Annotated in this window: 6 protein-coding genes and 2 tRNA genes; 5 read left to right on the forward strand and 3 right to left on the reverse strand. The window is 60.4% G+C overall.

The window, feature by feature from the left end; all coding sequences use genetic code 11:
• Positions 1–69 precede the first annotated feature (69 nt).
• The 3 genes from rodA (at position 70) to NW840_RS06950 (ending at position 3,374) form a co-directional block, all read left to right on the forward strand.
• Positions 70–1,380 carry a rod shape-determining protein RodA gene (rodA, locus tag NW840_RS06940; protein WP_414343301.1) on the forward strand — a complete coding sequence of 437 codons (1,311 nt, stop codon included), beginning with the start codon at positions 70–72 and terminating at the stop codon, positions 1,378–1,380.
• 120 nt (positions 1,381–1,500) lie between these two features.
• Positions 1,501–2,706, forward strand: coding sequence for a cysteine desulfurase family protein (locus tag NW840_RS06945; protein ID WP_414331900.1), 1,206 nt, complete (start codon positions 1,501–1,503; stop codon positions 2,704–2,706).
• Positions 2,707–2,765: 59 nt separating this feature from the next.
• Positions 2,766–3,374, forward strand: a complete 609-nt coding sequence (locus NW840_RS06950) for a CPP1-like family protein (RefSeq protein WP_041436527.1) — start codon at positions 2,766–2,768, stop codon at positions 3,372–3,374.
• Between the two features lie 38 nt (positions 3,375–3,412).
• On the opposite strand, the gene NW840_RS06955 is transcribed toward NW840_RS06950, so the two are convergent.
• From NW840_RS06955 to lysA, 3 genes are all read right to left on the reverse strand, one after another.
• Complete coding sequence (locus NW840_RS06955) at positions 3,413–4,159, reverse strand: isoprenyl transferase (protein WP_414343303.1); 747 nt, start codon at positions 4,157–4,159, stop codon at positions 3,413–3,415.
• Positions 4,160–4,165: 6 nt separating this feature from the next.
• Entirely contained in the window at positions 4,166–5,089 is a 924-nt protein-coding gene (gene cdaA, locus NW840_RS06960; RefSeq protein WP_414343304.1) for a diadenylate cyclase CdaA, read from the reverse strand.
• A gap of 217 nt (positions 5,090–5,306) precedes the next feature.
• Positions 5,307–6,686 carry a diaminopimelate decarboxylase gene (gene lysA / locus NW840_RS06965; protein ID WP_414343306.1) on the reverse strand — a complete coding sequence of 460 codons (1,380 nt, stop codon included), beginning with the start codon at positions 6,684–6,686 and terminating at the stop codon, positions 5,307–5,309.
• Between the two features lie 221 nt (positions 6,687–6,907).
• Between lysA and NW840_RS06970 the strand changes: the two genes are divergently transcribed.
• Positions 6,908–6,993: transfer RNA gene (locus NW840_RS06970), tRNA-Tyr, on the forward strand.
• Between the two features lie 8 nt (positions 6,994–7,001).
• Positions 7,002–7,073, forward strand: a tRNA-Thr gene (locus NW840_RS06975).
• Positions 7,074–7,196 lie beyond the last annotated feature (123 nt).

A 7,196-nucleotide genomic window follows, 5' to 3' on the forward strand; every position in this document is an offset into this window, starting at 1 on the left:
CGAGAGTGAGCCAGTGGGGCAAGGGGCATGTCAAACTGGTGCTGGCCTTGCTTTGGAGGATGGGGTCTATTGCTGGGCAACGTTGACCCAAAGGTGTCTTCTCAGCCTAGGTGGAAAAAGCTTCTGCGGCAGATCTTGGCTCCTTGGCGCGAGTTCGATGGCATGTTGCTGGCCACGGTGCTGGCCTTGACAGGCATCGGCATTCTTGCCATCCGCAGCGCAGTCTGGGAGCGTCCCATCAGCCACTACTGGGTACAGCAGTTGATCATGGCCGGGATCAGCCTGGTGTTTTTGGGAATGGTAGCCCGGATCCCGTATGAGCGGCTTTTGCGCTGGCACTGGTTCACCTACTTCCTGACCTTGGCAGGTTTAATTGCAGTGCTCTTTTTCGGCACGGCGGGGGGAGGGGCGGAGCGCTGGCTCTCCATCGCTGGCTTTCAGGTGCAGCCTTCTGAGTTTGCCAAGCTGGGGGTAATTGTTACCCTGGCTGCTCTCCTGCACCACTGGCCGATCAAGTACTTCAGCCAGATTTGGGTGGCCGTTGCCGTCATTGCTCCTCCCTGGATCTTGATTTTCCTGCAGCCCAACCTGGGCACTGCCCTGGTGTTTGTGGTGATTGTCCTGGTCATGCTCTACTGGGCCGGAGCCAAGGGCAGTTGGATCCTCTTGCTCCTGTCGCCGGGGGTGGGAGCCATTCTCTATGGCTTACACACTCGCCCAGAGCTGAGCTGGATGCTTTGGGTTTGGCTGCTCTGGTGTCTGGGAATGGCGGGGTTGGCTGCTTGGCGTCTCCCCTGGCAGTGGACGGGGGCCGTAACTTTTGGGGTAATCAACCTGCTCTCGGGGCAGTTGGGTCAGCTAGCTTGGCACCTTCTCAAGCCCTATCAGCGGCGGCGGCTGGAGATTTTTATCGATCCCATGCAAGAGCCCTGGGGAGCCGGCTATCACCTCATTCAATCCCGCATTGCCATCGGAGCCGGCGGCCTCTGGGGCCGCGGTATCCAGCAGGGCACCCAAACCCAGCTGGACTTCATCCCCGAACAGCACACGGATTTTATTTTCTCGGCCATTGGGGAAGAGATGGGTTTTATCGGCACCCTGACGGTGCTGATCCTGTTTTGGATCCTGTGTGCGCGGCTGATCTGGATTGCCCAAGGGGCCAAGGACAATTTTGGATCCCTGATTGCCATTGGGGTGCTGGCGATGATCCTCTTTCAGGCGGTGGTGAACATCGGCATGACCATCGGCCTGGCCCCCATTACCGGCTTGCCTTTGCCTTTTCTAAGTTATGGCCGCTCGGCTCTGCTGACCAATTTTCTGGCCATTGGCTTGGTGGAATCGGTGGTGATGCACCGCCAGCGTACTAGTCTTTTCAAGTAGGCAGGCTCAATTTGCCTCCAGCGGGTTTGGCCTCAACAAGGGGAAGCTGCTGCCAGCGTTGGGCAACACTGGCCAAGGATCTTAAGATAGGAACACGGAGCCCCGGCTGGTCGAGCTGGCATGTTGCGTTTGGATCCTGCCCTCTACTTTGACCACAGCGCCACCACTCCGCCTCGGCCTGAGGTGATCGAGGCCATGCAGATGGCGATGCAGGAAAGCTGGGGCAACCCCTCCAGCTTGCACGGGTGGGGAGAACGGGCCGCCATGGCCATGGAGCGGGCGCGGCAGCAGGTGGCCGAGCTGCTTAACTGTGAGCCGGAGGCGCTGCTGTTTACCTCAGGCGGGACGGAGTCCAACAACCTGGCCCTGTTTGGGGTGGCCCAGCGCTACTCTACTCCCCAACATCTCATCATCTCCAGCGTCGAGCACGCCTCGGTGGAGAATGCTGCCCGCCAGTTGCAGTCCCAAGGCTGGCAGGTCACCCGTCTGCTGGTGAACGCCGCCGGCCAGGTGGATCCCCAGACTTTGATCCAGGCGCTGCAACCCAATACCGTTTTGGTCTCCATCGTCCACGGCCAAAATGAGGTGGGATCCCTGCAGCCCATTGCAGAGCTGGGTCAGATCTGTCGCCAGGCGGGGGTGCTCTTCCACACCGACGCTGTGCAGACGGTGGGGCGGATCCCGCTGGATCTGGCGCAACTGCCGGTGGATCTGCTCTCCCTTTCCGGGCATAAACTCTACGGGCCCCAGGGGGTGGGGGCGCTGTACGTGCGCCCAGGGGTGGAGCTGCGACCGCTGCTGCGGGGGGGTGGGCAAGAACGGCGGCTGCGGGCTGGCACCCAAGGGATCCCGGGCATTGTCGGCTTGGGAGTGGCGGCAGCTTTGGCGGCCCAAGAGCTATCTCAAGAAACGGCCCGCCTGCGGCAATTGCAACGGCATTTGGCCCAGTTGCTGGCGGAGGTGCCCGGTTTGCGGCTGACCGGCCCTGTGGATTTGGAGCAGCGTCTGCCCCACCACCTCAGCTACTGCACCGCAGGGATCCCGGGGAATGTGCTGGTCAGGGCTCTGAGCCGCCAGGGGATCGCCATTAGCGCCGGCTCCGCCTGTAGCAGCGGCCAACTGATCCCCAGCCGCATCCTCTTGGCCATGGGCCACTCAGAAGCCGAGGCGCTGGGATCCATTCGCCTTAGCCTTGGCAAAGCCACCACCTACGCTGCGGTTGAGTATGTGGCCCGATGTCTACAAACGGAGCTTGCCTCCATCTCCAAATCCGTAGCCTTGGGGAATGCGGCAACTCAATCCCCGTTGTCGATCCCCGTCACGTAGCCGGATCGAAGGTCGGGCAGGCTGGGTTAAGGTGATAAAGAGTTACAGGGCTGGTCGCTATGGCTGAGATGAGTCCGTATCAGGTGTTGGGAATTAGCGAAGAAGCCTCTTTTGAAGAGATTCAATCGGCGCGGGCTCGGCTCCTGGCCAGCTTGGGCGCCGATGAACAGCAGCAAGAGCGGGTGGAGCAAGCCTACGATGCCATCCTGATGCAGCGCCTGCGCCTGCGCAAAGAGGGCAAAATCGCCGTTCCCGATCGCATTCGCTACGCCGAACAACGGGCTGCCCATCCTGAGCCGGAGCTGAGTTTGCCTCGCCCTGCTGCCCAAAATCCCCCCTGGGTCAGCCGCTGGTTGGATACCCCCTCTACCGCCGATGCCCTCTGGCCTGCGGCGCTGCTGGGTGGGCTGGGGGGTTGGGTTATCCTGGCTCCCGATGAGTACCCCTCGCTGCAACTGGCCTTGGGGCTGATGGCTTGTATCTATTTCCTGTACCGCAAAGAGCGCCGCTTCATTCGCGCTTTTCTCTTGGCCCTGGCGGGCCTGAGCCTGGGGCTGATGTTGGCCTACGGCATTGCCCTTCCTCTCACCGGTGGCGATGCTCCTGGTGCGCTGTTGGTGGGGATCACGTTTACGGTGATGTGGTTGGTGACCAGCTTTCTGCGCTAGCTGCCGGTTGGCAACGGATATCCAACCAGGGATCATCCTCACCTGCCAAACCGCCGCTGCCGCGACTGATAGCTAAGCAAGGCTTGGTGAAAAGCGGCTCGGTCGAAATCCGGCCAGAGGATGGGGGTGAAATACTGCTCGGTGTAGGCCATCTGCCAGAGCAGGAAGTTGCTGATGCGCATCTCGCCGCTGGTACGGATCAGCAGATCAGGATCCGATAAGCCGGTGGTGTAGAGAAATTGGGAAAAGAGGGCCTCGTCAATCTGATCCGGCTGCAGCAGCCCCTGCTGCACCAAGGTGGCAATGGAGCGGCAGGCTTGTAGGATCTCCTGTCGTCCCCCGTAGTTGAGGGCCACCGTCAGGCAAATGCCCTTGTTGTGCTGGGTGCATTCCACCGCATGCACGATGGTTTCCTGCAGAGAGTGGGGCAGAGCCGACAACTGGCCGGCAAACTGGATGCGCACCCCCTGCTGCACCATTTCCCCCAATTCCTGCCACAGCACCTGCTCGAACAAAGTCATGAGAAAATCCACCTCCTCGCGGGCCCGGCCCCAGTTCTCGGTGGAGAAGGCATAGGCGGTAAGGGCTGGGATCCCCCAGTCATCACAACAGCGCAGCAGCTCCTTCAGGGCCGCTACCCCTCGCTGATGCCCAACACTGCGGGGTAAGCCCCGTTTTTGCGCCCAACGCCCGTTGCCATCCATCACCACCGCCACATGGCGGGGCAACAACTGCGGATCTAGGTCGGCAGGCAACTGCAGAAGATGGGCAGGAGAAAGGGTCATGGAGATTCAGTCTTCGGGGAGGGTTTTCTCAGGTTTGCGAAAGAGTTTAGTCAGATCGACAAGGGATCCCCACCAGCGCAGCGGCCCATTGCGAAACCAGGGGTGGGCCCACAATCCCTTTAGCGGAGCATCTCGTTTTTTGGCATCGCGGGGATTGCGCAACCGCTGTACCAGCAGTTCGTGTAACTTGGCACTGGTCAGAGGCCGCTCGATGCGCCCACCCTCCGCCAGGGAAATGGATCCCGTTTCTTCTGAGACCACAATACACAAGCAATTGGTCTGCTCTGTGATCCCCATCGCAGCGCGGTGCCGTGTGCCCAGCTGTCGAGAGGCGGCCCGCTCCGAAACCGGCAGGATGACCCCCGCTGCGCGAATGCGATTCCGATGGATGACCACAGCCCCATCATGCAACAAAGTTGAAGTCTGGAAAATGGTCTGCAAGATCTCCCGCGACACCCGCGCCTGGAGAGGTACTCCTTTGTCGGTAAATACCCGCGAGTCAATTGGCTGCTCCGGCTCGATCACAATCAGCGCTCCTGTGCGGTTTTGGGAAAGTTCTCGCACTGCTTGCACCAGTTCTTCCACCAAATCTTCCTCAGGATCCTCCTCGTCATCGCCTGCGTTGCTCGGCCACTCCATGCGGATGGCTCTTGCCAATTGCTCCAGCAGCCGCCGAAACTCCGGTTGAAAGAGCACGCCCATGGCTACAGCTGCGCCCAGGAGCAGGCGATCCAAGATCAGGTGAACCAAGGGGAGAGAGGCTGTGGCCAGGTACAGCACCAGCAGCACTATAAATCCCCTCACCAGCACCCCAGCACGACTTTCGCGGGTGTAGTAGAGAGCCAAAGCCAACAGAAAGACAGCCAGAGCCCAGTCCAAGAGGCTGAGAAAGTTAAACTGCTGTAGCCAAGCCCATAAGGCCGCCAGCATGGCGAAAAACCCCGTTCACGCTCCCCTCATTGCGGGCCTTCTGACTGTGCCGTTCTGCACCTCAGAACCCCTGTTGGACTGCGGCCCCCAGACCAGCCTACCACTCACCTCTTGGCTGTCTTCCAGTCTTTCTCGCATGAGGTGCGTTGGCTGCGGTCGGCGCTGCCAGGAAAGGCTGTGCCTCTACTGACCAGATGGGTATGGGCAAACTTCCCCTTCAACGCAGCAACCGCTCTGGCAAGACATCTTGACGGATTAAGTCGGCATAAGTTTCTCGCCGCACAATCAACTGGGCCTCTCCCTCGTTGACCAGCACCGCGGCTGGCCGAGGGAAGCGATTGTAATTGGAAGCCATGCTGTAGTTGTAGGCCCCCGTCGCCAAAACCACCAACACTTCTCCTGCCATTGGGGCGGGCAGAAGCACATCCTTCAACAGCACATCCCCCGACTCGCAGTGCTTGCCGGCCACCGTTACCCGCTGCGTGGCCTCTGCCTCTGGTCGGTTGGCCAGAAGGGCGGTATAGCGGGCTTGGTAGGTGATCGGGCGGGGGTTGTCGGACATACCACCGTCGATGGTGATGTAGGTGCGTCCCTGGGGCAGGTCATCGCTGGGAGGGATCCGCTTTTGCCCTCCCAGGGTGTAGGCGGTCACGGCAGCCGGCCCAATCACAGATCGTCCAGGCTCGCAGAGCACCTTGGGCAAAGGGATCCCGGACTGGGCAAAGGCTTGTTGCACCGCCGTTGCCACAGTTTCCACCCACTCCGGGATGGAGGGGGGATCATCGGATTCGATATAGCGGATCCCCAGGCCCCCACCCACATTCAGCTCTTGTAGGGGCAACCCTCTGCCCAGCCCTTGCCGCCAGATCTGGGCCAGCACCCCCGCCAGGTCGCGGTGGCCCTGTAGATCAAAAATCTGTGACCCAATGTGGGCATGGAGCCCAACGCACTGCAGTTGGGGATGGGCTGCCAAAAAGTCAAACACCTCCGGCAGTTGCCATTGGCCGATGCCGAATTTGCTGTCGGTTTGTCCGGTGCGGATGTACTCGTGGGTGTGGACGTCAATACCAGGGTTAACCCGCAGGAGCAGCCGCGCTGGCCGTGCGGGTGTGGCCAGGGCCGAGACCTGCTGCAGCTCGTACAGGCTATCCGCCACCACAGTACAGCCTGTCTCCAGGGCTAAGTTCAGCTCCTCAAGAGACTTGGCGTTGCCGTGCAGATAGAGATCTTCACCTTTGGCCCCCGCCTGCAGGGCTGTGTACAGCTCCCCGCCGGAAGCCACATCCAACCCCAGCCCTTCTTGCAGCGCCAATGCACAGATGGCCAGGCAATTCCAGGCTTTCGTGGCGTACAAAACCCGGGATCCCCCGGCGTAGCAGCGGGCCCAGGTGTCGCGGTAAAGCTGGCAGGCGCGGCGCAGCGTCCATTCGTCCAGGATGTAGAGAGGGGATCCGAACTGGCGCACCAGCTCCACCACGTCGCACCCCCCAATTTCCAAGTGCCCCCGGCTGTTGATACGGCTGGTCAAGGGGCGCAAAGACTGGTTGGGGGAAAGGGTCTGCTCTGGATGGGTGGGAGTGCCGAGGGTCGAAATCATGGTCAGGAGTCAGAAAACTGTCTTAAACGATATCAAGTTCCTTATTCAGTTTGTCTTGAAAAGTGCCCAGCCCTAACCCGATCCCTTTATACCCAGCTCTGGGGCTGCCTCGTTCCGCTTCGACTCTGACTCCTCGGTTTTGAGATGGCTGACAATTGGCACAGTGGGAGTGTGTCTGACTTACGCAACACCTTCTGCTATGATGAAGGACCGGTGTCAACGGGTCGATGCCCGAGGGGTTAAAGGGGGCGGACTGTAAATCCGCTGGCTTACGCCTACGTTGGTTCGAATCCAACTCGGCCCACCATCGGCTTTGCCCACGTGGCTCAGTGGTAGAGCACCCCCTTGGTAAGGGGGAGGTCACGAGTTCGATCCTCGTCGTGGGCTTGGCGCTGTAAACTACCCGACCCTGACTACTTCGCAGTACAGGGCGGGCTTTTGGTAGCCCTGCAGTTGGCAAGCCAACCACGAACCTCTAGGCTGGTTTACAGCAGCCCCCAAAAGCGCAAT

The organism is Synechococcus sp. R5-13 (assembly GCF_047462015.1).
In the GTDB taxonomy this organism is placed as follows: Bacteria; Cyanobacteriota; Cyanobacteriia; order Thermostichales; family Thermostichaceae; genus Thermostichus.

Coding starts and splice junctions, on each gene's coding strand:
- NW840_RS06950 (WP_041436527.1), top strand. CDS start 2,766: ATGGCTGAGATGAGTCCGTATCAGGTGTTGGGAATTAGCGAAGAAGCC.
- NW840_RS06955 (WP_414343303.1), bottom strand. CDS start 4,159: ATGACCCTTTCTCCTGCCCATCTTCTGCAGTTGCCTGCCGACCTAGAT.
- lysA (WP_414343306.1), bottom strand. CDS start 6,686: ATGATTTCGACCCTCGGCACTCCCACCCATCCAGAGCAGACCCTTTCC.
- NW840_RS06945 (WP_414331900.1), top strand. CDS start 1,501: ATGTTGCGTTTGGATCCTGCCCTCTACTTTGACCACAGCGCCACCACT.
- cdaA (WP_414343304.1), bottom strand. CDS start 5,089: ATGCTGGCGGCCTTATGGGCTTGGCTACAGCAGTTTAACTTTCTCAGC.